This window comes from Thiocapsa sp. UBA6158 (genome assembly GCF_002423035.1).
Lineage (GTDB): Bacteria > Pseudomonadota > Gammaproteobacteria > Chromatiales > Chromatiaceae > Thiocapsa.
The window spans coordinates 1-24,014 of sequence record NZ_DIUM01000113.1 but is presented as its reverse complement, the minus strand read 5'-3'; the positions used below and the strand labels follow the sequence as shown (position 1 = coordinate 24,014).

Annotated in this window: 21 protein-coding genes; 10 read left to right on the top strand and 11 right to left on the bottom strand. The window is 65.1% G+C overall.

Translation table 11 applies throughout. The features are described 5' to 3' along the window. Positions 1-1,347: carbamoyl-phosphate synthase large subunit (gene carB / locus B4N44_RS15555; protein WP_296702644.1), on the top strand; the 1,347-nt coding region annotated here is incomplete at its 5' end. 241 nt (positions 1,348-1,588) lie between these two features. Next, a complete protein-coding gene (gene greA, locus B4N44_RS15550; protein ID WP_296702641.1) occupies positions 1,589-2,065 on the top strand; it encodes a transcription elongation factor GreA in 477 nt (158 codons plus the stop codon). A 182-nt stretch (positions 2,066-2,247) separates the two neighbouring features. Here the strand turns inward: greA and B4N44_RS15545 are convergent, their stop codons facing one another. Beyond that, a complete protein-coding gene (locus B4N44_RS15545) occupies positions 2,248-3,102 on the bottom strand; it encodes an SDR family oxidoreductase (RefSeq protein WP_414718161.1) in 855 nt (284 codons plus the stop codon). A 488-nt stretch (positions 3,103-3,590) separates the two neighbouring features. Between B4N44_RS15545 and B4N44_RS15540 the strand changes: the two genes are divergently transcribed. The 3 genes from B4N44_RS15540 to nudB all read left to right on the top strand — a co-directional run bounded on the left by B4N44_RS15540 (position 3,591) and on the right by nudB (position 6,419). Next, the gene (locus B4N44_RS15540) at positions 3,591-3,944 is read left to right on the top strand and encodes an FmdB family zinc ribbon protein (RefSeq protein ID WP_296702639.1); all 354 of its coding nucleotides are present in this window, start codon (positions 3,591-3,593) and stop codon (positions 3,942-3,944) included. Between the two features lie 103 nt (positions 3,945-4,047). Continuing rightward, entirely contained in the window at positions 4,048-5,826 is a 1,779-nt protein-coding gene (gene aspS / locus B4N44_RS15535; protein WP_296702637.1) for an aspartate--tRNA ligase, read from the top strand. Between the two features lie 146 nt (positions 5,827-5,972). Beyond that, positions 5,973-6,419: a dihydroneopterin triphosphate diphosphatase gene (nudB, locus tag B4N44_RS15530; protein WP_296702635.1), complete on the top strand. Its 447-nt coding sequence runs from the start codon at positions 5,973-5,975 to the stop codon at positions 6,417-6,419. On the opposite strand, the gene B4N44_RS15525 is transcribed toward nudB, so the two are convergent. Together B4N44_RS15525 and B4N44_RS15520 are read right to left on the bottom strand one after the other, a co-directional pair. After that, positions 6,416-8,347 (bottom strand): acyltransferase family protein, encoded by a 1,932-nt coding sequence (locus tag B4N44_RS15525; protein ID WP_296702632.1) that lies wholly within the window; start codon positions 8,345-8,347, stop codon positions 6,416-6,418. The genes nudB and B4N44_RS15525 overlap by 4 nt on opposite strands. A 452-nt stretch (positions 8,348-8,799) precedes the next feature. Continuing rightward, positions 8,800-9,231: a CBS domain-containing protein gene (locus tag B4N44_RS15520; protein WP_296702630.1), complete on the bottom strand. Its 432-nt coding sequence runs from the start codon at positions 9,229-9,231 to the stop codon at positions 8,800-8,802. Between the two features lie 250 nt (positions 9,232-9,481). Between B4N44_RS15520 and B4N44_RS15515 the strand changes: the two genes are divergently transcribed. Continuing rightward, positions 9,482-11,305, top strand: coding sequence for an ABC transporter transmembrane domain-containing protein (locus B4N44_RS15515; protein ID WP_296702627.1), 1,824 nt, complete (start codon positions 9,482-9,484; stop codon positions 11,303-11,305). Between the two features lie 153 nt (positions 11,306-11,458). On the opposite strand, the gene B4N44_RS15510 is transcribed toward B4N44_RS15515, so the two are convergent. Together B4N44_RS15510 and B4N44_RS15505 are read right to left on the bottom strand one after the other, a co-directional pair. Then, on the bottom strand, positions 11,459-13,165 hold the full coding sequence (locus B4N44_RS15510; protein ID WP_296702624.1) for a Na/Pi cotransporter family protein: 1,707 nt from the start codon (positions 13,163-13,165) through the stop codon (positions 11,459-11,461). Beyond that, positions 13,162-14,718 (bottom strand): metallophosphoesterase, encoded by a 1,557-nt coding sequence (locus B4N44_RS15505; protein ID WP_296702622.1) that lies wholly within the window; start codon positions 14,716-14,718, stop codon positions 13,162-13,164. The genes B4N44_RS15510 and B4N44_RS15505 overlap by 4 nt, the downstream gene beginning before the upstream one ends. Before the next feature lie 230 nt (positions 14,719-14,948). On the opposite strand from B4N44_RS15505, the gene B4N44_RS15500 reads away from it, so the two are divergent. Beyond that, positions 14,949-16,364: a hypothetical protein gene (locus B4N44_RS15500; RefSeq protein WP_296702620.1), complete on the top strand. Its 1,416-nt coding sequence runs from the start codon at positions 14,949-14,951 to the stop codon at positions 16,362-16,364. A 52-nt stretch (positions 16,365-16,416) separates the two neighbouring features. Here the strand turns inward: B4N44_RS15500 and B4N44_RS15495 are convergent, their stop codons facing one another. Both B4N44_RS15495 and B4N44_RS15490 read right to left on the bottom strand, forming a co-directional pair. Then, positions 16,417-16,788 (bottom strand): hypothetical protein, encoded by a 372-nt coding sequence (locus tag B4N44_RS15495; RefSeq protein WP_296702619.1) that lies wholly within the window; start codon positions 16,786-16,788, stop codon positions 16,417-16,419. A 128-nt stretch (positions 16,789-16,916) separates the two neighbouring features. After that, positions 16,917-17,630, bottom strand: coding sequence for an SDR family oxidoreductase (locus B4N44_RS15490; RefSeq protein WP_296702617.1), 714 nt, complete (start codon positions 17,628-17,630; stop codon positions 16,917-16,919). A 279-nt stretch (positions 17,631-17,909) separates the two neighbouring features. Between B4N44_RS15490 and lapB the strand changes: the two genes are divergently transcribed. From lapB to galU, 3 genes are all read left to right on the top strand, one after another. Next, on the top strand, positions 17,910-19,112 hold the full coding sequence (gene lapB, locus B4N44_RS15485; protein ID WP_296702614.1) for a lipopolysaccharide assembly protein LapB: 1,203 nt from the start codon (positions 17,910-17,912) through the stop codon (positions 19,110-19,112). A gap of 147 nt (positions 19,113-19,259) precedes the next feature. Beyond that, positions 19,260-19,958, top strand: a complete 699-nt coding sequence (gene pyrF, locus B4N44_RS15480; RefSeq protein WP_296702612.1) for an orotidine-5'-phosphate decarboxylase — start codon at positions 19,260-19,262, stop codon at positions 19,956-19,958. A gap of 93 nt (positions 19,959-20,051) precedes the next feature. Further along, the gene (galU, locus tag B4N44_RS15475; protein ID WP_296702609.1) at positions 20,052-20,927 is read left to right on the top strand and encodes a UTP--glucose-1-phosphate uridylyltransferase GalU; all 876 of its coding nucleotides are present in this window, start codon (positions 20,052-20,054) and stop codon (positions 20,925-20,927) included. Between the two features lie 73 nt (positions 20,928-21,000). Here the strand turns inward: galU and B4N44_RS15470 are convergent, their stop codons facing one another. The 4 genes from B4N44_RS15470 to B4N44_RS15455 form a co-directional block, all read right to left on the bottom strand. Further along, positions 21,001-21,549 (bottom strand): YaeQ family protein, encoded by a 549-nt coding sequence (locus B4N44_RS15470; protein WP_296702607.1) that lies wholly within the window; start codon positions 21,547-21,549, stop codon positions 21,001-21,003. Beyond that, complete coding sequence (gene gluQRS, locus B4N44_RS15465; protein WP_296702604.1) at positions 21,549-22,529, bottom strand: tRNA glutamyl-Q(34) synthetase GluQRS; 981 nt, start codon at positions 22,527-22,529, stop codon at positions 21,549-21,551. Before gluQRS ends, B4N44_RS15470 begins: the two co-directional genes overlap by 1 nt. Positions 22,530-22,565: 36 nt before the next feature. Next, on the bottom strand, positions 22,566-23,000 hold the full coding sequence (dksA, locus tag B4N44_RS15460) for an RNA polymerase-binding protein DksA (protein ID WP_296702602.1): 435 nt from the start codon (positions 22,998-23,000) through the stop codon (positions 22,566-22,568). A 149-nt stretch (positions 23,001-23,149) separates the two neighbouring features. Then, the gene (locus B4N44_RS15455; protein ID WP_296702600.1) at positions 23,150-23,848 is read right to left on the bottom strand and encodes a cytochrome b/b6 domain-containing protein; all 699 of its coding nucleotides are present in this window, start codon (positions 23,846-23,848) and stop codon (positions 23,150-23,152) included. Positions 23,849-24,014: the final 166 nt, after the last annotated feature.

Sequence of the window (24,014 nt, the reverse complement as noted above, 5' to 3'; positions counted from 1 at the left end):
CTGGAGGACGTGCTCGAGATCGTCGCCAAGGAGAAGCCGCTCGGCGTCATCGTCCAATACGGCGGTCAGACCCCCTTGAAGCTCGCGCGCGATCTGGAAGCCGCCGGCGTGCCCATCATCGGCACCAGCCCGGACAGTATCGATCTGGCCGAGGATCGCGAGCGCTTCCAGCAGATGATCCAGGAGCTGGGGATCCGCCAACCACCGAACGCGACCGCGCGCAGCGAGGCCGAGGCGATCGAGCGGGCCACCCGGATCGGTTATCCGCTGGTGGTGCGTCCCTCTTATGTGCTGGGCGGGCGGGCGATGGAGATCGTCTACGACGAGTCCGAGCTGAACCGTTATATGCGCGAGGCGGTGCGGGTCTCGAACGAATCCCCGGTCCTGCTCGATCGTTTTCTCGACGACGCCATCGAGGTCGATATCGATGCCATCTGTGACGGCAAGGACGTGCTGATCGGCGGCATCATGGAGCATATCGAACAGGCCGGCGTGCACTCCGGGGACTCGGCCTGCTCGCTGCCGCCCTACACCCTGTCCCCCTCGATCCAGGATCGGATGCGCGAGCAGATGGCGCAGATGGCGCACGCGCTGAAGGTCGTCGGCCTGATGAATGCGCAGTTCGCCGTCAAGGGCGAGGATGTCTACATCCTCGAGGTCAATCCGCGTGCCTCCCGCACCGTCCCTTTCGTTTCCAAGGCGATCGGTTTGCCGCTCGCAAAGGTCGCCGCGCGCTGCATGGTCGGCAAGACGCTCGCCGAGCAGGGTTTGCGTCGCGAGCGCATGCCCAAGCACTATTTCGTCAAAGAGGCGGTCTTCCCCTTCATCAAATTCCCGGGCGTGGATACCCAGCTCGGCCCCGAGATGAAGTCCACCGGCGAGGTGATGGGTGTCGGCGAGTCCTTCGGCGAGGCCTATGCCAAGGCGCAGGAAGGGGCGGGGACGCTCTTGCCGCGACTCGGCGGAACGGCGCTCCTGAGCGTTCGCCTGGCCGACCGCGCACGCCTGATCCGGGTTGCGCGCGACCTCGTCGCCTTCGGCTTTACGCTCTACGGCACTCATGGCACCGCACAGTCGGTGCGCGAGGCTGGTCTGGACTGTATCGGTATCAACAAGGTCGCCGAGGGACGTCCGCATGTCGTCGATATGATCAAGAACAACGAGGTCGACTTTATCGTCAACACGACCGAGGGCTCTCAGGCCATCGCCGATTCGGCGGCGATCCGCCGCTCCGCGCTCCAGCACAAGGTCTGCTATACCACGACCATCTCCGGCGCCGAGGCGACCTGTCTGGCGCTGAAACAGCTGGACATTCTGAGCGTCAATCGGTTACAAGATTTGTCCTGACCGATCTCGCGGGCGCCCTTCGGCGCCCGCGACTGTTTCTATGCGACACCCCTAAGATCCGACCCGCCGAGGGCCTCCGGCCCGATCCGCGACTGTGACGAAGGCGGTGCATCCAGACGAGGAAATCACCCATGTTTCAATCCACGCCCGGCCAAGCCGGGCGATACGGCACGGAAGAGGTTACGGCTCTTCCGTGCGGCATGATCCCCCTGAAGGGGGAGGTTTCAACCTGGAGAATTCGATGAATCAGGTTCCTCTGACCGTCGGAGGCGCTGAGAAATTGCGCGAAGAGCTCGAGCGGCTCAAGCGTATCGAGCGCCCCCGGATCATCGAGGCGATCGCCGAGGCGCGCGCACACGGCGATTTGAAGGAGAACGCCGAGTATCACGCCGCGCGCGAGCAGCAGGGTTTCGTCGAAGGACGCATCCAGGAGATCGAGGGCAAGCTGTCGAACGCCCAGATCATCGACGTGACGCAGCTTGCCGCTAGTGGCCGCGTCGTCTTCGGCGCCACCGTGCAGGTGCTGGAGCTGGATAAGGATGTGGAGCACAGCTTCCAGATCGTCGGCGAGGACGAGGCGGATCTCAAACAGGGCAAGATCTCGGTCGGCTCGCCCATTGCCCGCTGCCTGATCGGCAAGAGCGAGGGGGATGTCACCTCGGTGCAGGTGCCGGGTGGGGTGCGGGAGTTCGAGATTCTGGAGGTGAAGTACGTTTAAACCGCGTCTGGCGGTTCATGCAATGGCGGTTGATGGGGCTGCCTTGGCTGATCTCCGGGGCGTCGGCGGGACGCGGTTTAAACGGATGTTTTGGGTGGATAAGGCGCGCGCTCGGTGGCTGGCGATTGGCGATGACGTTGGCCGCGCCGCATCCACCAGATGTCGCTGGTGGTCCTTTTAGGCTACCCGGCGCCGCCGCGTGAGATGCGCGCGATGACCCAGTCCAGAGCGCTGTCGGGCAGGATCCGTGTGAGCACGCCGAAGAGGTGAGTGGGAAAGGTGACCGCATAGCGAATCCGCGGGCGTGGGCTCTCCAGGGCATGGATGAGTGCCTTCAATACGGACTCGGGCGGGAGCGTGAAGGGCTGGGCGGCTCCTGTCTTGGTGAGCCGCTGCTGCGCACGCGCATAGGCGTCGTGGTGGACACTGTGCTCGGTGTCGATGTTCGCTTTCAGTGCGAGGTAGGCGTTCTCGCGAAAGCGGCTCAGGATCGGGCCGGGCTGGATCAAAGAGATCGAGATGCCGCTGCCGCGCAGTTCCAGACGCAGGGTATCCGTGAGCCCTTCGAGCGCGTATTTACTGGCCACATAGGCGCCGCGATAGGGGAGCGGGATGAAGCCCAGGATGGAGCTGTTCTGAACGATGCGGCCATGGCCTTGCCGGCGCATGATCGGGATCACGCGGCAGGTCAGATCATGCCAGCCCAGCAAATTGGTCTCCAGCTGTGCGCGCAGCACCTCTCGGGTCAGGTCCTCGACCGCGCCCGATTGTCCGTAGGCGCCATTGTTGAAGAGCGCATCGAGCCGTCCGCCCGTGATGTCCAGCGTCTGCGCGAGGGCGTTCGCGATACTCTCGGAGTCGTCCAGGTCGAGCTGAACGGCCGTGAGACCCTGCTCTTTCAGCCGGGACACGTCTTCGGTGTTGCGCGCGGAGGCGATGACCAGCCAGTCGCGCTTTACCAGGCCCAGCGCGCAGGTGAGCCCGATGCCGCTGGAGCAGCCGGTGATGAGGATGGATCGATTGCCTGGCGACATCATCGAGGGTGTCGATCGACTCGGCGTGGCCATGGTTCGTCACTTTTGGAAACGTTTCAAAATCAACATGACTTGGTCGGTTGGGCAAAGCAACGCGTACCCAACCCGCGCCGGCATCACAGTGAGCCGTTGGGCACGCTGCGCTTTGCCCAACCTACAATTGATAACGTTCTTCGTTACACCGCGTCCAGAGCGAGATGCTCGTTTTCGAGTGAGCTTGACGTTGTCCGTATCCATGGCTCTTGGCGGGGATGCGGTTTAAAATGCTATATTTTTTAATATATTAAACCGAGTCAGCTCCGGCGGTTGTCAAGTCTGCGGGGATCTCTCCCATTCGAAAACATCGCATACCGCTCCAGGCGCGGTTTAATTTAACACGAGACCGATTGCGAGGCGGTTGTCGCCGATGTGCCGGTCAGCCTCGTGTGGTATGCAATCTCTCGGAAACGCCTGATAATTGGCGCCAGCTTGCTTTTGTTGAGGAACGAACGATGCCGATCTACGAGTACCGCTGCGAGGCCTGCGGTCATGAGCTTGAGCAGATTCAGAAGATCAGCGATCCGCCCCTGGTCGACTGCCCCGCGTGCGGTCAGCCGACGCTGCGCAAACAGATCTCCGCAGCCGCCTTCAGGTTGAAGGGTGGCGGTTGGTACGAGACCGACTTCAAGAAGTCGAACCAAAAGAATCTGCACGACGGCGGCGAGAAGAAGGAGACCAAATCGGCCGACAGTGCGGCGTCCGGGTCGGGTGCTGGCTCGGGCGAGAAGGGCGGCACCACCACGGCGAAGCCGGATGCGAGCGCCACGCCAAAACCGAAGCCGGTCGAAAAAAAGCCCGCGGCTTGAGCCCGACGCGGCGACCGACCTTTCCCCACCCCATCACGCACTAGACCTCATCGAGCGATGCGCTTTTGCGTCGCTCGATGCGAAGACACGAGGCGAGACGACGATGCGCACGCAGTACTGTGGAGAACTGAACAGCCGCCATGAGGGCCAGGAGGTCGTGTTGTGCGGCTGGGTGCATCGGCGTCGGGATCATGGCGGGGTGATCTTTATCGATCTGCGTGATCGCGAAGGTCTGGTGCAGATCGTCTTCGATCCGGATCGCCGCGAGGTCTTCGCCCGCGCCGAGCAGGCCCGCAGCGAATACGTGCTCAAGGTCACGGGCCGGGTGCGCGCGCGTCCGGCGGGAACCGTCAACCCGGACCTGCCGACCGGCGAGATCGAGGTGCTGGGCCTGGATCTGGAGATCCTCAACGCCTCCGAGACCCCGCCGATCCAGCTCGACGAGCACGGGGCCGACGCTTCCGAGGAGCTGCGTCTGCGCTACCGCTATCTGGACCTGCGTCGCCCCGAGATGCAGGCGCGTCTACGCACCCGCAGCCGGGTGACCCAGGCGATGCGCTATTTCCTGGATGCGCAGGGTTTTCTGGATATCGAGACCCCGATCCTGACCAAGTCCACGCCCGAGGGCGCGCGCGACTATCTGGTGCCCAGCCGTACCCATCCGGGCGAGTTCTTTGCGCTGCCTCAGTCGCCGCAGCTCTTCAAGCAGCTGCTCATGATGTCCGGCATGGACCGCTACTATCAGATCGCCCGCTGCTTCCGGGACGAGGATCTGCGCGCCGATCGTCAGCCCGAGTTCACCCAGCTCGACATCGAGGTCTCCTTCATGACCGAGGACGAGTTGATGGCGATCATGGAGACCATGATCCGCACGCTCTTCCGCGACGTGCAGGGTGTCGAGCTGCCGGATCCCTTCCCGCGTCTGACCTATGCCGAGGCGATGCGCCGCTTCGGCTCGGACCGCCCGGACCTGCGCGTGCCCCTGGAGCTGATCGATGTCGGCGACCTCATGGCCGGGGTCGACTTCAAGGTCTTCGCCGAGCCGGCGCAGGATCCGGACGGCCGCGTCGTAGCCCTGCGTCTGCCGCGCGGCGGCGAACTCTCGCGCAAAGAGATCGACGGCTACACCCAGTTCGTCGGCATCTACGGCGCAAAGGGTCTGGCCTATATCAAGGTCAACGCCTGGGCGGAGAAGGGTCGCGAGGGCCTGCAGTCGCCGATCCTCAAGTTCCTGCCGGACAGCGCGGTGGATGCCATCATGACCCGGACCGAGGCCGTCGACGGGGATCTCATCTTCTTCGGCGCCGACAAGACCACCGTGGTCAACGAGTCGATGGGTGCGCTGCGGGTGCGGCTCGGTCAGGACCGCGGGCTGCTCGCCGAGGGGTGGCATCCGGTGTGGGTGGTGGACTTCCCGATGTTCGAGCGCGATGCCGTCAATCAGCGCTGGGTGGCCCTGCACCATCCCTTCACGGCGCCGAAGGAGGAGCAGTTGGATCTGCTCGAAAGCAATCCGGGCGCCTGTCTCTCGCGCGCCTACGACATGGTCCTGAACGGCACCGAGATCGGCGGCGGCTCCATCCGTATTCATCGCGATGCCGTCCAGCGGCAGGTCTTCAAGCTGCTGGCCATCACCGACGAACAGGCCGAGGACCGTTTCGGTTTCTTGCTCAAGGCGTTGCGATTCGGCTGTCCGCCGCATGGCGGCATTGCCTTCGGTCTGGATCGTCTGGTGATGCTCATGACCGGCGCGACCTCGATCCGCGACGTCATGGCCTTCCCCAAGACCCAGAGTGCCGCCTGTCTGCTCACCGATGCCCCGTCGGCCGTAGACGAGAATCAGCTCAAGGAGCTTGCGCTGCGAATCAGGCTGCGGGCCTAAAGCCTGTGATGCCCCTGCCCGTGATGCCCGTGGAGTCTATCGCGATGATGGACGGTCAGGGCGGCGGTCCTGTGGCTCGGTCGATGGCCGAGCCGATCGGGCCGTCGGGCTCCGAGGGCGGCGACGAGGTTTCGGAGCACGCGTCCATGTCAGATGAAACACGCAAGCGTCCTCAGTCGGTTCTCGTGGTCATCTTCACCCGGGGCGGGGAATTCCTGCTCCTGAGGCGGACCCGCCCGGCCGGCTTTTGGCAATCGGTCACCGGGAGCCTCGCCCCGGGCGAGACGCCTCGCCACGCTGCGGCACGCGAGCTTTACGAGGAGACCGGTCTGCTTGCCGGCGGTACGCTGATCGACCTGCATCACTCCGTACTTTTCTCGATCATCCGCGCCTGGCGCAAACGCTATGCACCCAATGTTTGCTTCAACCGCGAATACTGGTTCGCCGTGGTTCTGGAGACCCGGCGCCTAATCCGGCTCGATCCGCGGGAGCATGTCGAGTACCGCTGGCTCCGGGCCGTCCCGGCACTCGCTCTTGCGAGCTCTTGGACCAATCGCGATGCGATCCGAGCGCTTTCCGGGCTCGCGCGCTAGCGTCGATCCTCCTGCTGCTCCGAAACATCGAACAGCGGCGCAAACCGCGGGCGCAACAACGCGGCACCCGTGACGCTCAGATGATTGTCGTCGTAATAAAGGACGCGCCCGCCCCGGTAGAACAGGCAATCGGGGCCCGGACACAAGACCAGGTGCGGATAGATGCGGATGAGCGACGCATGCCGGTCGAGCCCGTCCAGCATGGCGAAGACCCCGCCCTGGTCGGCGTGGAACTGCTCGAGTGGTTGTCGGATCAGATTCGGATCCCGGCCCTCGAGGATCGCTTCGGCCAACGTCGTCGGCACGTCGGCGTCGGGCTGTGGTATCGGATAGACCAGCGCGACCCGTTTGCCCGCCGAGATCAGTCGCTCGATCGCCTCCTCCATTGCAAGTGCAAATTCGCGGTTCGGATCATCGAACGGATAGATCCGGTACCAGGCCGCCAGCACGACCGTGTGAATACTCGCAGTGGCGATGATTCGCTCCAAGGCGAGCTGCTGAAACAGCCCGCAATCCTCCCGCCAGGACAAGGGCTCGCCGGCCCAGCCCAACGCCGGCGGGCAGATCGGCATGGCCAGGCTCAGCACGGATTCACCGCGCGCTTGCGCCAGCTCGCCCAACACCATCGCATAGACCGCGGCGTGACTATCCCCCAAGAGCGCGACAACGGGCGGCGCATCCGCCTCGCCATAAATACAGCCCGGGGTATCGGCCCGCACGCTTTCGCACTCGGGCTGACGCGGGTCGCGATCCTGCGTTGCGGTGAAGATGTCGACGAGTTCCGGCGCGTAACGTCCGAGCCAGCCGCCGGTCTGCTGCCCATGCAGGCCGATGCCGGTCAGAACCAGCGCTGCCAGAGCGGCCGCAGCAAAGAGCGCAGGGCGCTGCAGCAGGCCGGAGCGACCCCGGAAGGGACGCTCGACGAACCGCCAGGACAGAACCGCTGCGATCAGGCTCGCCGCGATCAACGCGAGTGACTCGCCGAGCAGGGGCTCGCGGCCCAGGATGTGCCGAGCGAAGACGAAGATCGGCCAATGCCAGAGATAGAGTGAATAGGAGATCAGGCCCAAGAGGAGGATCGGGCGCCAGGACAGCATTCGTCCGACCGGCGAGGGATGACGTTGTCCGGCGAGGATCACGAGCGCCGTACCGATACAGGGCGGCAGTGCGGCGAGCCCCGGAAAGGTCGTGGTCTGCGAATAGGCATAGACGGGTACGACGATCATCGACAGGCCGACGATCGAGAGGATGGCGGCGAAGGCGCGACCATTCGGTAGGCGCAGCGGGGCAAGCGCCACGAGTGCGCCGATCAGCAGCTCCCAAGCGCGAAAATGCGGCAGGAAAAAGGCCGCGGTGGATTGCCTGTCGATCCACAAGGCGATGACTGTTGCGGCAAAGGACAGTGCCGCAATCCCCGCGACGAGTGTCGCCTGGTGACCTCGAAACCGGCGCCAGGCGAGCCACAGAAGCAATGGGTAGAGGATGTAGAAGATCTCTTCCACCGAGAGCGACCAGGTATGCAGGAGCGGCTTGAGCTCGGCCTCCTGGTCGAAATAGCCGACCTCGCCCTGAAACAGGATGCTCGACACGAACAGGGTCGCCGCGATCAGGGATCGCGCGAAGCCTTGGGCCTGCGCGGGGTAGAGAATCAGGTATGCCGCCAGCGCGGAGACCGACAGCATCGCAAACAGCGCGGGCAGGATGCGCCGGATGCGTCGCTCGTAGAATCCCTGCAGGGAGAAGCGGCCCTCGCGGATCTCGCGCTCGATGATCGAGGTGATCAGATACCCGGAGATCACGAAGAAGACATCGACCCCGATGAAGCCGCCGCTGAACCCCGGAATGTTCGCGTGGAACAAAACGACCGGCGCGATCGCAAGCGCACGCAAGCCGTCGATGTCGGAGCGATAGCGGTGAGACTCGATCATCCCGGATGGTTCCTCCCGAGCCACCTGCGGGGTCGGCAGCTGTTTCAGTGATTTCGAGCGATGCCGATGGCAAAGCGTGTTGGACTGCGGTGATGGCCGGGGGCCGGAGGCCGCGGGTGGGGGAACAGGTGCGTCGCGGATCCGAGACGCTCCTGCGGCATGCAGGCTGTCGCGCCGAAGGACACGACTGCTCCCGATCCATCACGGCAGATGAGATCCGGCCTCGGCGGTGCTGTGGGCGAGATCGGCTTGGGTGGGTCCGTCATGTGCGGGAAGGGCTGTCTGTTCGATGTGCTCGAGAAACCGGGTTGAACCACAAGGGTGCGAAAGGGGCAAAGATACGGGTATGCGGTTCGGGGGCAGCCCTGGCTTTGCGTCGTCGCCTCGTCGTGGTTCAGATATCCGAATCGAGCGAGAGCCTCGATTCGGCCACGAGTTGTGAGGTCCGGATATCAGCCGCTGCTGATATAGTGCTCGAGCTGCTCGATGATGAACTTGTCCTCCGAGATGATGGATTTGATCAGATCGCCGATCGAGATGAGGCCGATGACCTTGCCGTCGGCGATGACCGGGAGATGGCGCACGCGCTTCTCCGTCATCAGGGCCATCGCCTCTTCCAGGCTCTGATCCGGATGCGTGCAGACCACGCGCTTGGTCATGACCTCGCGCACGCGCGTCTCCTTGGATGTGCGCCCCCTCAAGATGACGCTGCGCGCGTAGTCGCGCTCCGAGATCAGACCGATCATGCCGCCGTCGTCCATGACCAGCAGCGCGCCGATCTGCTTCTCGGCCATGAGCACGAGTGCGTCGTAGACGCTTGCATCGGGGCCAATCGACCAAATTTGCGAGCCTTTATCGCCGAGTAGTTGTTGAATCGTCTTCATCGTCTCTTCGAGCTCCCTCGGTGGTGGGGAATGGGCTCCTGCTGTGTTGTCGGCGTTCCCTGCCTCGGTCCGGACACGGTCGCCGACCGCGACTCGGTTCCTGCGAGGTTAGCAGAGGGCTACCCGATGGGCCTAGTGGGAATCGGCGGCACGCAGTCCGAGCCGAATGCTCGGGCTGCGTCCGCTCGGGCGCCGCATCCTTCGACATCGAGCGGAGATCATCCGCTGTCGTCCCAACGAGATCACACCCATGCACGAGCAGGTTGCAACATCCAACGACCGTCCCGGTACACGTAATCTTGGAGCGCTGCGGCGGCTGCTTGGTTTCACGCGGCCCTACGGCTGGCAGCTCGCGGGGGCATTGGTGGCCCTTTTCGTCGGGGCCGGCTCGGTGCTCGCCTTCGGTCAGGTGATCCGCACACTGGTTGATTCGGGCCTGACCAGCGGCTCGACACAGGCGTTGGATCAGGCGTTGATGCTGTTTTTGACTGTGGTCCTGGCCACCGGCATCGCGGTGGGGGTGCGCAGCTATCTGCTCAACTGGATCGGCGAGCGGGTGGTGGCGGATATCCGCAAGAGCGTCTTCGATCGGGTGTTGTCGCTCGATGTCGGGTTCTTCGAGACAACTCGGGTCGGCGAGGTCATCTCGCGTCTGACCAGCGACACCGCATTGCTGCAGGTCGTGGTCGGCTCGACCCTGGCGATGGTGCTGCGCACCGGGCTCCTGATGATCGGCGGCATCGTCATGCTCGCGATCACCAGTCCGGCCCTGACCGGTCTGGTGCTGCTCGGGGTGCCCTTCGTGATCCTCCCGGCCTGGCTCTTGGGGCATCGGGTGCGCCGACTGTCGCGCGACAGCCAGGATCGGATCGCCGATGTGGGGGCCTATGTCGACGAGGTGATCCACGGGATTCGCACGGTGCAGGCCTGTTGTCACGAGCCGATCGATCGGGAGCGCTACGGCACGCAGGTGGAATCCGCCTTCGAGGTTGCGGCACGGCGTTCCCAAACCAGCGCCTTGCTGGCGGCGGTATCGACCCTCCTGACCTTTGGTGCCATCGGGGTGGTGCTCTGGGTCGGCGGTCGGCAGGTCCTGGCCGGCGCCATCAGCGGGGGCGAACTCTCGGCCTTTCTCTTCTACGCCGTGGTGGTCGCCGGGTCGGTCGGTTCCCTGAGCGAGCTGATGGGCCAGTTGTTGCGGGGCGCGGGCGCGAGCGAGCGCCTGATGGAGTTGCTGAAGTCCGAGCCGAGTATTCGCACACCGCCCGAGCCGAAGGCATTGCCGGATCCGGTGCGCGGGCGCGTCCAGTTCGATGCGGTGCGCTTCCTCTATCCGGCGCGCCCGGACACCCCGGCGCTCGATCGCCTGGACCTGGTCATCGAGCCCGGCGAGCGGGTGGCGCTGGTCGGCCCCTCCGGCGCAGGCAAGTCGACCCTCTTTCAACTGCTGTTGCGCTTCTACGATCCGGTCGCCGGCGCGGTCCGGTTCGACGGGGTGGATTTGCGCGATCTGGCCCCCGCCGAGCTGCGCCGTCACATGTCGCTGGTCCCGCAGGATCCGGTCATCTTCGGGGCGAATGCCTGGGAAAACATCCGTTACGGCCTCGTCGATGCGAGCGACGAGGATGTGCGCCGCGCCGCCGAGGCCGCCCACGCGGCCGAGTTTCTCGACCGCTTACCGCAGGGTTTCGATACCTTTCTGGGCGAGCGCGGGGTCAGGCTCTCGGGCGGCGAGCGTCAGCGTATCGCCATCGCACGCACCGTGCTGCGCAATCCGGTCCTTTTGTTGCTCGACGAGGCGACCAATGCACTGGATGCCGAAAGCGAGCGGCTGGTACAGGAGGCGTTGGAGCATCTGATGCAGGGCCGCACCAGTATCGTCATCGCCCATCGGCTGGCGACCGTGCGCACGGCCGACCGCATCCTGGTCTTGGATCAGGGTCGGATCGTCGCGAGCGGGCGCCATGAGGCGTTGATGGCCGAGGACGGGCTCTATGCGCGTCTGGCGTCGTTGCAGTTCCAGGATGCGGCGGCGGTTCCGGCTCCGCCCGCATTGCGGCTTGCGCTGCCGTGAAGGGGAGGTCGCGCCTCGATCGGGATGATGAACAACGCACTCGATCGCACTGGTTGTCGCGTATCGCCGCTGTGCCTGCACGAAACGTCGTATCCTCCGGCAGCGTAGATTCTGCCGATGAGGTCGGCATCGCTCGAGACGCAACCGCCCCCGTCAAGACACATTCTCCTCCTCCGTCTCGACCGTCTTGGCCATCCGTTTGGCGAAGTAGTAGATCCGCTTGAGCTTCTCGATGATGTCGATCTCGATCGTGTAGGCGGGGATGCGATTCGGTTCTTCCGCGACGAGGCGTTGCGCTTGATGAATGGCCGCGGAGTCGGCGATATGTTGGATCTCCTGCTTCATGGAGGTCACGCTGCGCGCGGCCAGCTCGTTGTTCTGCGCGACGGCCTGGACCGCAGCGGCGACCGAGCGTGTCACGACTTGGTGAAAGCCCATGAGGACCTGGCGGGTCGGCACGCTGATGGAAACGCCCGCATCGATGCGCTCGCGGCCGAGCACGATGAGGTTGGTTTCGACGACGTCGCCGATGTTTTCCAGATCATTCACCGCCGCCATCAGGCGCATCAGTGTCGCCGTCTGCTTCTCGGTGAGCGAGAGACGGCTGATCTTGCCCAGATAGGTAATGATCTGGGCGTGTAGCGTGTCGACGTCGTTGTCCATCAGCTCGATCTCGCGAAGCGTTCGGCGATTGCCGCTGAGGATCGCCGGCATGATGCGCGACATCATCTTGTCCACGCACTCGCCCATGTGAAGGACCTCCAGGCGCACCCGATCGAGCGCCAAAGACGGCGTGGAGATCAACTCCTCGTCCAAGTACTTTGCGCGCACCACCAGTGCCTCTGCGCCCGGCGGTTTGTCCGGAACGAGCCACTGTACGAGGCGTGCGAACTGCGTGGTCAGGCCGATAAAGAGCAGTGTATTGGCGACATTGAACAGGGTATGCGCATTGGCGATCTGCCGCGGGACCTCGGCGGCGAGTCGCGCGGTTCCCGACAGCTCGGGATGGGTGGGCGAGATCAGCTGCGTAAAGCCCGAAAGCTGTCCGATGAAGCTGACCCAGATCAGGACGCCGCAGACGTTGAAGATGACGTGTACCAAGGCGGCTCGCAACGCATCGCGCGGTTTGCCGATGGCCGCCAACAATGCGGTGCCGCAGGTCCCGATATTGGCCCCGAGTGCAAGCGCGATCCCGGTGGGGAGATTGATGAGACCCTGGCTCGCCATGACGATCGCAATGCCCATGGTGGCGGCCGAGGATTGGATCACCCCGGTGAAGACGGCGGCGACCAGGATGCCGATTGCCGGATTCTCGAGCCTCCGGACAAACTCCAGGAAGGGCTCGTAGGTCCGCAACGGCCCCATCGCATCGCTCATGATGCTCATGCCGAAGAACACCAGACCCAAGCCCATGAGGATGCCGCCGTATTGGCGCATCGCCTCTTGCGTGGATGCAAACTGCATCAGGAAGCCGATGCCGATCATCAGCAGGGCCGCCTCGGTGATCTGGAAGGCGATCAGTTGCGCGGTCATGGTGGAGCCGATGTTGGCGCCCATGATGACGCCGACGGATTGACTCAAGGTCATGAGTCCGGCGCTGATGAAGCCCACCACCAAGACCGTCGTCACGGAAGAGGAGTTGATGACGGCCGTGACGAAGGCGCCGGTGATGGCGCCCATGAAGCGGTTGGCGGTCAGCTTGGCCAGGATGTCCTTCATCCGCTCCCCGGCGACCGCCTTGAGCGCCTCGGCCATCTGGTCCATGCCGTAGAGAAAGAGTGCAAGCCCGCCGAAGAGACTCATCGCCATCGTCCACCATTGGGTCGCCGGCGTCAGCGCCTCGGTGACCTCGGGGGTCATCGCGGCACCTCCTCGGGGGCGTCTTTCGGCCGAGGCGGGGTCGGCTGAACGGGGCTCGTGAGCCCTCGAGTCTGTGTGTGTCCCGCACCTGCAGTGTGTACGAGCCGGTTGTAGACCTCCAGAAGGGGCTCGGCCGGATAGCACAGCGGCAGCAGCCGCTTATGGGCGCGCGTGAGGGTGCCGACCCAGTGCGGATCGGCACTGAAAACCCGCCGATGTTGCTCGAGGTCTTCGGTGTCTCGCGCGCGATGGCCGGGCGAATGCGCCGGGCGACCCCCGAGCACGCAGACGGCGTTCTCCGCGAGGCCGAGGCGTCGAAACATGCGGCTCATCTCGCGCCGCCCATAAGCGCCGCTCGGGGCAGGTTCGGAGGGATGGCGCACCCGAGCAATGCGGTCGGCCAGATCCGGATGCCGGTCGATATCGACGAGCGTCTGCCATCCCTCGGCCTCGATGGGCGGTGCGGCATGCGCGGCGAGGTAACGCGAGGTGACGGCCACCAAAGGCAGGCGGGCATAAAAACGCTGCATCGCATCCCGATAGTCCGCTCCCCGAGCCTGATGCAGGGCATCCTCCCAGAGGGATCCTTGCGGCAATCCGGCATAGCTGATCGCCTCGGAAAAGCTGTCGTGATGGCCCCGCAGATAGAAGACCCGTTCGGGAAACCGCAGCTTGAGGCGAAAGATCAGATCCATCATCAGGATGGAGCCGTCCATCTCGGCGGCCTGCTCGGGCCGGTCCGGATGAACGGCGCTGCCGAGGATGATCAGGATGGCGCTGCCCTCCTCGAGGGCCTGAAGAAAGGCGTTCTGGGTCAGGATCACGAGCAGGTTGTCGATCCGAGCGCGCAGATCGCCGACGAAGATGGGGGTTGCGCGATCGGGCAGGATCAAGAGACCGCCGGGTTGGCCCAGACGATTGAGCGCGCGATAGGGCTCCTGATCCATCAACGCGATGACCTGCTCGATCAGGTTCAGGGCGGGCGCGCGCGCCAAGGGCTCGATCGGTCCGTCGAGCACCCGAGCCAGGCGCGCGAGCGCCAGGCGGCGCCAACGCATCATGCGCTCCATGAGATCGGTCGCGGCCAAGGGGGCGATACAGACGCCCGCCGCCCTGGACTTGTTCTTGATGGCCAGTTCGTCCGCCGAGAGTTTCAGGCGCAGGTGTCGCGGCTCGACGGCACGCGGGTAACGCAGCAGTAGGCGTTGCGTCGGGTCGTCGCGTCCCAGGTTCAGTGTCTCGCCATCGCTCAGTCGGATGAATCCGCTGATATCGGAGAAATAGGTCATGGGATCGACCAGGAGATAGCTGCCGCGGTGCTCGAAGCGGCTTTCCGCATCGAGCACCGGCTCCGGATAGAGATGGAGCCGATAGCCCTGCTCGCCGCCGAGGAGGATCTGCAGGGGCAGCGCGGGAGGCGGGAGCCTCACCGTCGACTTGCCCAATCGAAGCGAGCCGCGAAGGTCGAGGTCGGCGCAGGGGGCGGCCTCGCGGATCAGACCGCGAAAATGTCTGAGGAAGCCTTTGCGCTTGGCGTGGCTCGGGTTCGACATGGGCTGTTTGAACGACCCTCCGGGTCTGAGTCACGACGCAGCATCCGCTCGATGGCCCAAGCGTCGCATTCCTGCCGATGAGCATCAACCGCATCGTGGCTGCGCAACGCCAACGAGCAGAGCTTTCGACGGCGTTTATTTGGTTCCGGCTTTGCCGGGTTAGGGTAAGCTGGCGTCCGATCGATTGAGAGACGGGGGATCGACCGGCCATGTCGGGCCCGGGAGGCAGGGTGAGCAGACTCGCGAGCAGATTGCGTATCGGTGAGAAGGTCGGGCTGGGATTCGGTCTGGTGATCCTGATCTTTCTCGGAGTCATCCTTTACGATCAGCTCGCATTGGCACGCCTGAGTGCGGACTACGAGCGTCTGTACGCCGTCTACGGCGCACGTCAGTCTTATGCCTTCGGCATCGAACGACATCTCGGCGCCATCCGCGCGGCTCAGTCGGCGTTTCTCGCAACCCGAGATCTCGATGCGGTTGCCGAGGTGGGGCGCGAAGCGGGTGCCTTGGAGGTCGAGGCCGCCGGGCTCGCGCGTCTCGACGAGACCTCGCAGCGCGCCGCGACCGAGATTCGAACGCTGGCCGCCGATTATCTGTCGAGCTTCGAGGAGCTTGTCGAGGCATGGCGGATCAACGGGCTCGACGAGAACAGCGGACTGCAGGGTGCGTTTCGCCGGACCGCGCATGAGCTGGAGGCGCTGGCCGGATCGGTCGAGCAGGCGACTGGGCTCGAGATCGCGATTCTCCAGCTGCGGCGACGCGAGAAGGATTATCTGCTGCGCGGCGACGAGACCTACGTCGCGCTGGTGGAGGAGATCCTGACCGAGACCGCCGAGAGCGTTGCACAGGCTCCGATCGCCGAGCGCGAGCGAGAGGCGTTGAGCGACCGACTTGCCGCTTACGGGCAAGATTTTCATGCGCTGGTCGAGCAGGACCGCCGGATCGAGAGGCTCGCGGATGCCATGGACGTCGCGGCCGGGCGTATCACGCCGCTGGTCGAAGCGAACCTTGTCGAAGCCAGTCGTCTGATGGCGTCGATGACCGATGAGATCGCGCAGAACGCGGCCGCGCGGGCGCGGGTCAACGTCTTGATCGCGCTCGGGGCGACCCTGCTCGGGGCGGTCTTCGCCGTCATGATCACCTCGAGGATCGTCCGCCCGGTGCGCAAGATTGCGGGACTGCTCGATCGCATGACGACCGAGACGCCCCGCGAGCGCATCCCGACGGTGCCCGGCGCGCGCGACGAGATCGACGCCATGGCCGTTTCGCTCAATGTGCTGGCCGATCATAAGTCGACCTTTGTCGGCTGGTGGCGCAGCGCGATGCGCGAGGCGGTGGCCCTGCGCGATCTTCATGCCGCGCGCGAGGCAAGCGAGTGCGCGCGCGCGGCAACCGAGCTGCGTTCGGCCGTCGACGCCCGACTGGTGTGCATCCTGGCGATTCGCGACGGAATCAAGGACAACATAGAATCAGTCCGAGACCTGGTCGAGCATCTCCCGCAATCCGCGACAACCCTCTCCGCGGGGGATGTGAAACGACTCAAGCAGGCCGCAGCGGGCTTGTCGGCCCTGTCGAAGGTCCTCCAAGCGGAGTCGCTCCATCGCTCGCCACCGCAAGCCTGCCCCGCATCCGAAGAGTCACATTGAGGTTAGGCCGCTGCAGCGATCGGGTGCGGCGCGGCGCAGTCCGCGTCTGTGCTCAGGGGAGCGCTTCGATGGCCCGCATCTTCTCGTCGTAACGCGCTCGAAGCTCTGCGGGGAGCTCCGAGTCCTTCACCCCGGCGCACCCGCCGTTCTCGGCGAGCATGGCGAGGAAGTCGCGCCGGAGGCGCTCCTGGACCTTGCGATAATTGCGCTCCGGGAAGACGTCGTCCTGGACCCGCAGCACGGTCATGCGCATGCGGCTGGCGAGCAGCTTGTTGAGGTTCTCGGTGCGACGGTTGGAGCCGTCGCTGCGGCAGCGGGCATGATAGAGATCCACTGCGTAGGCGGCCTCGACCGCCTCGATCAAAAGCTGTTCGGTCGCCTCCTCCAGAGACAAGGCAGCGGTACTTTGGATGACGAGGCCCACCGTGAGGAGCGCTGTCGCCGCCCAGCGGCGAAGCGGGTCTCTCCGGTCGTCGGGTCGAACCGATCCGTCGTCTGATCGGTCGTGGCCGTTGCGGCTTCGCCGTCTTGTCTGAATCTGCACGGTGCGCCTTAGCTCCTTCCATAGACCGGCACCGCGGCGCCGGTCACGCAGCGTGCGGCATCCGAGGCCAAAAAGAGGATGACCTCGGCGAGTGCATCCGGAGGGACCCAGGTGTCGTGATCCGCATCCGGCATGGCCGCGCGGTTCTGGGGGGTGTCGAGTGTTCCGGGTAGAATACAGTTGACGGTGATCCCGCGCTGCTTCAGCTCCTCGGCCAGGCTCTCGGTCAGGGTAATGACGGCTGCCTTGGACGCGCAGTAGGGGCCCATGTGCCCGGCCCCGCGAACGGCCGCCCGGGCAGAGATGTTGACGATGCGCCCGCCGCTCCCGTCCGGGATCTCGGGTATCGCCGCCCGACAGCAGTTGAAGACGGTGCGCAGGTTCAGATCCATCAAGGAATCCCACTGTGCGTCGGTCGTTTCGTGGATGGCCGGCCCCATCGCAAAGCCGCCGGCGATGTTCGCCAGGACATGAATGGCGCCGAAGCGGTCTATCACGCCGGAGACCATGGTCGACACCGCGGAGGGGTCGAGTAGGTCGGTTGCGAAGATGGCCGACTCGCATCCCTCGGGCAAGGCATTCTGCACCGAGTCCAAGGCATCGGGGTCCAGGTCGATCAGGGCCAGTCGGGCGCCTCGGCGGGCGAAGGCCAGTGCCGTAGCACGGCCCAAATTTCCTGCGGCGCCGGTAACGACAACGGTTTTCCCGGTGAATTCCTGCACGCTCGTGACTCCTGATGGCTGTGCCGACGGTTCAAGGCGCCCGTCGGCTCTGCGCTCCGAACTCTAGATTCGAACTTCAAGTTGGGGCCAGGGGTCGGATGCCCAACCCGGGCGCGCTGCGTCGGTCGCGGATCCGCTCGGCTTCTTCATGCGGGCCGGGCGGGTTGCCTGTATCATTTGGGGCGTGACCAGTTTACCCGAACCAGCATATCAGAGCGGTCGTGGCTCCGTCCTCGGCGGGGGCGTCCCATCCGTTCTCATGCGCAGTCGGTGGCGCCCTTGATCGAGCTGCTGTTTCTGCTCCTGCCCGTTGCTGCGGCCTCCGGTTGGTGGGTCGCACGTCGCGGTGCGCCCGCTCGACGCAACCGCAGGCATCCGCCTCACCCCGCATTTCTGCGGGGTCTGAATTACCTTGTCGAGGAGCAGCCGGACAAGGCCATCGACATGTTCCTGGAGCTCGTCGAGGTCGACGGCGAGACCGTCGAAACCCATCTCGCACTCGGCAGTCTGTTTCGACGTCGCGGCGAGGTCGACCGGGCGATTCGCATCCACCAGAACTTGATCGCCCGGAAGAATCTGGCCGCCGAGCAGCGCGGCGATGCCCTGTTCGAGCTCGGCCAGGACTACATGCGCGCCGGCTTGCTGGATCGCGCCGAATGCCTGTTTCAGGAATTGGTCGGTCTCGGGTTGCACCGCCAGCGCGCGCTCCAGAGTCTGCGCGAGCTCTACGAGCAAGAGCGCGACTGGGCACGCTGCCTGGAGGTCGCCGAGCTGCTCGACCCGGCGAGCGATCCGTCCATCAAGGTCGCGATCGGCCAGTACCACTGCGAGCTTGCGGAGGATGCCCGGCGCTGCGGCGACGCGGCGCGAGCGACGACCCGACTGAGTCTGGCTCGGGAGGCCGATCCCGAGTGCGTCCGCGCCACCATGCTCGAGGGGCGTGCCGCGCTGGAGGACGGCGATCCGCAGCGTGCGCTTGCGCTCTTCATGCACGTGGCGGAGCAGCGCGCATCCTATGTTCCGGAGATCCTGCCCGAGCTGATCGATGCCTTGCGGCAGCTCGGACGCGACGATGTGCCCGCGGTTCTCGAGGACTTGGCGCAGCGGCATTCGAGTCCGGCGCTGACGCTCGGTCTCGGGGATGTCCTCGCCCAGAGCCGCGGCAGGGAGGCGGCGATGGATCTGCTGACGCGCTACCTGTCTCGGCATGCGGATTTGGCAGCACTCGAGCGTCTCCTCGAGCTTCAGGTCGAGGAACCGTCGCAGGGTGAGGGTTTGAACGGCGAGCGTCTGCGTGTCGCATTGGACGTGACGCGGCATTTGCTCGCGCGGCAGGCGGTTTATCGCTGCGAGCACTGCGGGTTCGAGGCGCGCTCGCTGCATTGGCAGTGTCCCAGTTGCCGGTCCTGGGGGAGTGTCGTTCCCGTTCAGCCGGAGCCGATCATCGGCGAGGAGGTGCTGCATGAGCGACGTCTCGCCTGACCCTGAGATGGATCTGAACAGGATTTCTCCGCCCCTGCTCGCAATCTCGGCGCGGCGGGAATCGGCCGAGGGTCGTTGGACAAGGCGCAGCCGTGTGGTTCGGAACACCGGGCGCGGAACACCCGATCAAGCACACGAGGACCGGACGTGACGCAATCCAAACGCATTATCGTGGCGCTCGATTTCGCGACCGAGACCGAGGCCCTTGCCTTGGTCGAGCGTCTCGATCCGACACGCTGTCGGGTCAAGGTCGGCAAGGAGCTGTTTACGCGCTGCGGGCCGGCGTTCGTGGAGGTGTTGCAGGTTCGCGGGTTCGAGGTCTTTCTCGATCTGAAATTTCACGATATCCCCAACACGGTCGCGGGTGCTTGCGCTGCGGCGGCGGATCTCGGGGTCTGGATGGTGAACCTGCATATCTCGGGCGGGGCGCGGATGATCGAGGCCGCGCGCGCGCGGCTCGATCGCCTGTCCAGCCGGCCGTTGCTGATCGGCGTGACCTTGCTCACCAGTCTGAATCGGGAGGATCTGAGCGCCGTCGGCTGTCCCGGCGAGCCGGGCGAGCGCGTGCTTGCGCTCGCCGCGCTCGGGCATGCCGCGGGTCTCGACGGGGTCGTCTGCTCGCCCTTGGAGGCGGCAGCTGTCCGCGCGACGCGGGGCCCGGATTTTCGGCTGGTCACGCCGGGCGTCAGGCCCGCCGGTGCGTCGCTCGGTGATCAGGTGCGTGTCATGACGCCTCGCGATGCGCTTGCCGCCGGTGCGGACGACCTGGTGATCGGACGCCCGATCACGGAGGCCGAGGATCCGCTTGCCGCGCTGCGGGCGATCGAGGACTCACTCGTGGCCTAAGTTCGGCGCAACCGCAGTCCGTCTCAACCGCGCATCTCGTCGATTCGGCCGAGGTGCCCGTTTCATCAGATCGATCTTTCAGGAGTCAAGTCGATGGCGAAGATTCGAAAGGCAGTGTTCCCCGTTGCAGGACTCGGGACGCGATTCCTGCCCGCGACCAAGGCCAGTCCCAAGGAGATGATGTCGGTCGTCGACAAACCCTTGATCCAGTACGCAGCGGAGGAGGCGGAGGAGGCCGGCGCCACTCAACTGGTCTTCATTACCGGACGCAACAAACGCTCGATCGAGGACCACTTCGACAAGGCCTACGAACTCGAGGCGGAGCTCAAGAGTTCAGGTAAGCTGCAACTTCTGGATATCGTTCAGAATGTGATGCCGCCGAGCGTGACCTGCATCTATGTGCGCCAAGCCGAGGCGCTCGGTCTCGGGCACGCCGTGCTCTGTGCCAAGCCCGTCGTGGGCGACGAGCCCTTTGCCGTCTTGCTGGCCGACGACCTGATCCGCTCGCAAGGCAAGGGCGTGGTCGAGCAGATGTCAGATGTGTACGAACGCTTCGGCTGCAGCGTGCTGAGTGTCCAGGAGGTCCCGCGCGAGGAGACCAACAAATACGGCATCGTGAAGGTCGAGCCCGGCCCGGACGGTGAGCTGCGGGTCGTCTCGATCGTCGAGAAGCCGGCGCCGGCCGATGCGCCCTCGAATCTCGCGGTCGTGGGGCGTTATCTGTTGACGCCCAAGATCTTCGAGAAGCTCGAGCAGACCCGAGCAGGTGCGGGCGGGGAGATTCAGTTGACCGATGCCATCGCCGCGCTCCTCGAGGACGAGCCGGTGATCGCCTATCCCTTCCAGGGCAAACGCTACGATTGCGGCAGCAAGCTTGGCTTTCTCCAGGCCAACGTCGAGTTCGGCTTGGCGCACCCTGAGGTCGGTGAGCGCTTCTCGGCCTATCTGCGGGCCTTCGGGCAACAATAGCGGCGCGGCGGGCCGGCAGCCGGGCTGTCGGCTCCGACCCGATTCCAGTCCTCCCTTTCCGGTCCGCTGGCTGTCAGTTCGTGCATGCCTTGCGCACGCTCGGGGTCAGGGCCACCGACTCGACGCCGTTGCCGATCCAAACCTCGCCGCCGTCGATGGAGCACTGAAGATCCATCGAGCGCTCGACCAGACCGGTCAGGGCCCGGGTCTCGCCGCTGTTCAGATCCACCACCCGAAGGTTGCGCAGGCGCGCGAGACCGGCGCTGTTCTGCTCCCACCAAAGCTCCGTTGCGCGTCCGGCGTAGGTGATCACGACCACCTCCCGCGCCCGACCGCTCGCCTTGCGCAGGCGCCGCTCGTCGGGCTGTCCCACCTCGATCCAGCGTTCGATTTCTCCGCTTAGGCTGCGTTGCCACAGGTCGGGCTCGTCGTCTGCGCTCAACCCCTTGGTGAAGGCGAGCTGCGGGTCGGCATAGAGTGCGAAGGCGAGGAGCCTGACCATCATCCGCTCATCGGTCTCGGAGGGGTGCCGGGCCAGCGTCAGGGTGTGGCTCTCGTAGTAGTGACGGTCCATGTCGCTGATCTGGATTTGTGCTTTGAAGACGGTCGCTTTCAGGGCCATCAGGGTGTCTCGGGGTCGAGGGGCGCGCGAAGGAGCGGGGCGCCCGCGGTGATCGGGCATCCGACCGAGGTCTCGGCCGGGATTCGCGAGAGGCGCCATTGCGGGATTGCCCAATCCCAAAAGGCATCCGGGTGAAGATCCGCGGGCGGTGGGTCTTGTCCCAGCAGGGCCCAGGCCGCGCGCAATGCGGGCCGCGGGGCGCGTGGGTCCACCGGTGCGGCCGCCAGCGACTTGCTGAGCTTTCGGCCCTCCCTGTCCAGTATCAAGGGGACATGCGCGTAGCCGGGTTGGTCGAACCCCAAAGCACGTTGGAGCAGGATCTGGCGGGGTGTCGAGAGCAGCAGGTCGGCACCGCGCACCACCTGTGTGATCCCTTGCCGGGCATCGTCGACGACGACGGCGAGCTGGTAGGCGTGAAACCCGTCGGCGCGCCTCAGCACGAAGTCGCCGACCGCCGCGTGGACGCTCTGCTCCTGTGGCCCCTGGATTCGGTCCTCGAAGACGAACGCGCCCGCCGGAGTGCGGAGGCGCTCCGTGCGTGCGCGCCGTCCGAGCGGGAGTCCGCGGCGGCAGGTGCCGGGGTAGACGGGTCCTTCGGGTCCGGCGTGCCCGGCTCGGGCAACCTCGGCGCGGGTGCAGGCGCAGGGGTAGGTCAGGCCCCGAGCCGCGAGACTGTGGAGCGCGTCTCGGTAGGCGTCGGTTCGTCGGCTTTGATAGACCACGTCCTCGTCCCATTCGAACCCGAACGCGCTCAGGGTGCGGAGGATCAGGTCGGCCGCCCCCGGGACCTCGCGCGGGCGGTCGATGTCTTCGATCCTCACCAGCCAGATGCCCCGGTTGGCGCGGGCGTCCGCGTAGCTGGCTACGGCGGCGAGGAGCGAGCCGAGATGGAGCGGACCGGTCGGGGACGGGGCGAAGCGGCCGCGATAGGCGGCCGAGCCGGGTGCGGCAGTCGGATCGGGGTCGGCGGGACCGTGCATCGGCTCAAAACCGAGACCGGGGTCCCGCGCGATCGCTCAGCCGCGCTGCCGTTCGCGGATCTCGTCGAGTGTCTTGCAGTCGATGCAGAGTGTGGCGGTCGGCCGTGCCTCGAGACGACGGATGCCGATCTCCACCCCGCAGGCCTCGCAGTAGCCGTACTCATGGTCGTCGATCCGACCGAGCGCCTCGTCGATCTTCTTGATCAGCTTGCGCTCGCGATCGCGCGTGCGCAGCTCCAGGCTGAACTCCGACTCCTGGGTGGCGCGATCGTTTGGATCGGGGAAGTTGGTGGCCTCGTCCTGCATGTGGTGTACGGTACGGTCAACCTCTTCCATGAGCGATTTCTTCCAGGCCAAGAGGATCTCGCGAAAATGCGCCTCCTGCTCGGGACTCATGTAGTCCTCGTTCGTGCCCTGACGGTAGGGCTCGAACTCGGATGTGCTGGCTTGAGTGGCGTTCGCTTCGGCCATGAATGTACTCCCGAAGGCTCTTGTCGTGGATGGCATGCGCCCGATCCGATTGACGGACTTGCCGCGAAAAACACGCTTAAGTACCAGAACATCGGCCGCCGGGCAACTCGATTGCCGGTGACGGCCGCGTGTTTGTGTGTCGATCTGCCTTACCAACTGGGGATGCTGCCGGGTGGCGGTGGCGGTGGGGGTGGTGGAAGAAGCCCGCCGTCGGCGATCCACACGGCGGCAAAGGCAATGGCCAAGGCCGCGACGAAGGCGAGCCAGCCGCCGCCGCTCGCCGGTCTCGCTGCCTTGCCCGAGATCCGCTTGCGCCCGTGGATCATCGGCATGACCAGATCGTTCTTGTGCACGAAACGATAGAAGAGGACCGCGCCGACGTGCAGCGCGATCAGTGCACCGATCAACCACACGTTTTGTCGATGCAGGCCGGTCAGCCAGTTGCTCGTGGACTTCGAGACCAGATCGTAAAGGGGGCCTCTGAAGGCGATATCGTCATTGGTCATGAGGCCGCTGATCGACTGAAACAGCAGCAGGCCGAGCAGGGCGAGTACGGATAGGGCCGCCAAAGGGCTGTGTCCGAGTCCTTGCCACCGACCCCGCAGGTAGTCGATCACTGCACCGGGTCCGCGCACGAAGTGTCCGAATCGGGCGTAGGTCGAGCCTACGACGCCCCAGACGAGGCGGAAGACGAGCAGGCCCAGGATCGCAAGCCCGATGCGGCCGTGCCAAACCATCAGATTCCCGCCTTGTAGACCGGTGACGAACGCCGCGGCAACGAGCAACGCGAGGAGCCAGTGAAAGAGGCGGGTCGGTAGGTCCCAGATCAGGATCGCGCGCTCGTTCAATGCAGGGTCTCCTTTGTCTTCGAATCGATTTGGTGTCAGCCGGGTATCTTGACGCCCGCGATGGCTCGCGGCAACCCGATCGGCGCCGACTCCCGCGTCGATCTGCCGAGCATGACGCGGCGCGGGGCGAGGGAGGAACGAAGGGTGTGACCGAAACTGATGCGTT

What these genes read in the sequence shown, in the direction of transcription:
- greA (WP_296702641.1), top strand. Translation starts at nt 1,589, where the DNA reads ATGAATCAGGTTCCTCTGACCGTCGGAGGCGCTGAGAAATTGCGCGAA.
- B4N44_RS15545 (WP_414718161.1), bottom strand. Translation starts at nt 3,102, where the DNA reads ATGATGTCGCCAGGCAATCGATCCATCCTCATCACCGGCTGCTCCAGC.
- B4N44_RS15540 (WP_296702639.1), top strand. Translation starts at nt 3,591, where the DNA reads ATGCCGATCTACGAGTACCGCTGCGAGGCCTGCGGTCATGAGCTTGAG.
- aspS (WP_296702637.1), top strand. Translation starts at nt 4,048, where the DNA reads ATGCGCACGCAGTACTGTGGAGAACTGAACAGCCGCCATGAGGGCCAG.
- nudB (WP_296702635.1), top strand. Translation starts at nt 5,973, where the DNA reads ATGTCAGATGAAACACGCAAGCGTCCTCAGTCGGTTCTCGTGGTCATC.
- B4N44_RS15525 (WP_296702632.1), bottom strand. Translation starts at nt 8,347, where the DNA reads ATGATCGAGTCTCACCGCTATCGCTCCGACATCGACGGCTTGCGTGCG.
- B4N44_RS15520 (WP_296702630.1), bottom strand. Translation starts at nt 9,231, where the DNA reads ATGAAGACGATTCAACAACTACTCGGCGATAAAGGCTCGCAAATTTGG.
- B4N44_RS15515 (WP_296702627.1), top strand. Translation starts at nt 9,482, where the DNA reads ATGCACGAGCAGGTTGCAACATCCAACGACCGTCCCGGTACACGTAAT.
- B4N44_RS15510 (WP_296702624.1), bottom strand. Translation starts at nt 13,165, where the DNA reads ATGACCCCCGAGGTCACCGAGGCGCTGACGCCGGCGACCCAATGGTGG.
- B4N44_RS15505 (WP_296702622.1), bottom strand. Translation starts at nt 14,718, where the DNA reads ATGTCGAACCCGAGCCACGCCAAGCGCAAAGGCTTCCTCAGACATTTT.
- galU (WP_296702609.1), top strand. Translation starts at nt 20,052, where the DNA reads ATGGCGAAGATTCGAAAGGCAGTGTTCCCCGTTGCAGGACTCGGGACG.
- B4N44_RS15470 (WP_296702607.1), bottom strand. Translation starts at nt 21,549, where the DNA reads ATGGCCCTGAAAGCGACCGTCTTCAAAGCACAAATCCAGATCAGCGAC.
- gluQRS (WP_296702604.1), bottom strand. Translation starts at nt 22,529, where the DNA reads ATGCACGGTCCCGCCGACCCCGATCCGACTGCCGCACCCGGCTCGGCC.
- dksA (WP_296702602.1), bottom strand. Translation starts at nt 23,000, where the DNA reads ATGGCCGAAGCGAACGCCACTCAAGCCAGCACATCCGAGTTCGAGCCC.